Source organism: Trichococcus sp., from assembly GCF_049589555.1.
Classification (GTDB): domain Bacteria; phylum Bacillota; class Bacilli; order Lactobacillales; family Aerococcaceae; genus Trichococcus.
The window spans coordinates 1-2,219 of record NZ_JBAWAZ010000213.1 but is presented as its reverse complement, the minus strand read 5'-3'; the positions used below and the strand labels follow the sequence as shown (position 1 = coordinate 2,219).

Below are 2,219 nucleotides of genomic sequence, written 5' to 3'. Positions count from 1 at the left end.
GCGCTATGTGGAAGCTATCGCCAAAGTTATCGAGAAGCCCATCATCCTCTACAACAATCCGCGGCGCACGGGGTTCAATCTGGAGTTGGGCACTTTTGCTGAACTGATCAAGCTTCCGAACATCATCGGCATCAAGGATGCGGGCGATAGCGCGCGCATCCCCGAATTGATTTCTGTGGCCAACAAGAAAATCTACATCTATGCCGGCGGGGAAATAGTTCTGGACAAAAAAATCGTATTGGGCGCAACCCGTCTGTCCTCCATGGCGGGTAATCTGTATCCTACCGAGGTAGAAGAATATTTCACGGATTTATTGCGCGGGCGCGCGGACAAAATAAAAAACGCCGGAATCGAAGAGAAGATTCACAACGTTTTTGCGAACAACCCGATTATTTACATTAAAAATGAAATCACGAAGCACACGCAGATCGATATGGCCGTTGCACGTTCGCCGCTGGGTAATTTGTAACAGTTCAGCTCCAGGTAAAAGGGATGAACTCCGGTCAGCGGCGCTTCACCGGAGGAAATAGTCATTCAAATACCGGCATCTCCGATGAGGGCCCTTTCGCAGGAGTATAGTAACGATATAAGAGCGCCATCTCAGGCGAGCGACCCTTCACCGGAGATGGCTAAAAATGGACTGTGTTCCGATTGTTGGGTTCATCGAAAGGAGCCCACCCTTGCCGGATCTGCCATAAAAAAGTAGTATATTGAGTAGGTAGATTTTATTGCGAATTATATCATGTAAAGTGAGGAGATCCATTTATGTCGACACCTGAATTAAGAGCACAAATCATCGAAGCACATCAAAGCCGCTATGCCACAAAATCTTTCGATCCAACAAAGAAGATTGCTGTGGAAGATTGGGAAACAATCATTGAATCGGCACGTTTATCGCCGAGTTCCTTCGGGTATGAACCTTGGAAATTCTTGTTGGTGAACAACCAGGATATCAAGGATGACTTGAAAAAGATTGCTGCGGGAGCGGTCAACAGCCTCAATGGCGCAAGCCATTTCGTCATCGCTTTGGCCAGAAAAAATGTGACCATCGAAAGCGACCATGTCAGACACATCGTTGAGGACGTGCTCGGCGTGGACTTTGCTATTGACTCGCCGCGCAGCCAATACTTCGATAACTTCCAAAAGAACAATCAGCAATTGACGGACGAACGAAAATTGTACGATTGGGCCTCCAAACAGACGTATATCGCGATGGCCAACATGATGACCACTGCGGCCCTTTTGGGAATCGACAGCTGCCCAATCGAAGGCTTCAACAAAGCCAATGTTGAGAAATATCTGTCTGAAAAAGGTCTGGTCGACCTGAACGAGTTCGGTGTTTCCTATATGCTCGGGTTGGGCTACCGGAATGAACCAATCACGCCGAAGAAAAGACAGTCCTTGGATGAGATTTTAGAAATCATCGACTGAGTCCTTTGTGGTCGAAGCGGAACTGGAATAGGCTAAGATTGCTCGGAAATACACAAAAAGAACAACAAATACAACAGGAAGACAATCCTATCAGGTGTAGGGCTGTCTTCCTGTTTTTTGCATTATATAGACTAAAAAGAGGTTTTTGGAACAATATTGGCTGAGCAGTATTCTTGACTTAGCGTCCACTTCATTGTATAAAGTAAGTACATCTCATCAGAAATCTGCCTGTTGACGTTGCTTCGGCCAATCAACCCGTTACATTACATAAGTTTCTGACAAGGAGGAACCCAATATGAAAAAATATACAAATATGAACGATATGACCCTACAAGAATGTGAACATCTTAGAGTGGAAATGGAAATGAAGAAAAACTACTACGGTGCTTTTGTAAGCAACGTACTGACGGATGAAATGACCGAAAAAATGGAAAGCCTGTACGGCTGTGATTCGAACCAATAGTTACCGGTCAGCGAAGCGTTCTGCAGCTGATCAAACAATTGTTGTTTCGCAAGTAGCCCAAGCGACCAATTGGTACTGATGAGATGCAGAAAAAAACTGAGTGATTTCCTGTAGTGGAGCACTTAGGCAAAAGAATACCCAAATGAAAACAGCTGGAGACGTCACTGACGTTTTCTGGCTGTTTTTTTGTTGCGGCTTGGAGTAATGGTTGGCTTTAGTTGATTTAAAGGGAACATTGACAGGTTTTGATCAGCATGATAATCTTTAGTGAGTTTACAGGTGTCAAGACATAAAGGGCGTTAAGCCGTGGAGGTAAGGGTATAGA

3 protein-coding genes are annotated in these 2,219 nt (G+C 45.0%); all 3 read left to right on the top strand.

Annotation, left to right across the window (positions count from 1 at the left end):
* A partial coding sequence (locus WBV27_RS08040) for a dihydrodipicolinate synthase family protein (RefSeq protein ID WP_424200999.1) occupies window positions 1-469 on the top strand: 469 nt, incomplete at its 5' end.
* Between the two features lie 296 nt (window positions 470-765).
* Entirely contained in the window at window positions 766-1,431 is a 666-nt protein-coding gene (locus WBV27_RS08035) for an NAD(P)H-dependent oxidoreductase (RefSeq protein WP_424200997.1), read from the top strand.
* 295 nt (window positions 1,432-1,726) lie between these two features.
* On the top strand, window positions 1,727-1,894 hold the full coding sequence (locus tag WBV27_RS08030; protein ID WP_157077221.1) for a hypothetical protein: 168 nt from the start codon (window positions 1,727-1,729) through the stop codon (window positions 1,892-1,894).
* The last annotated feature ends 325 nt before the right edge of the window (window positions 1,895-2,219 follow it).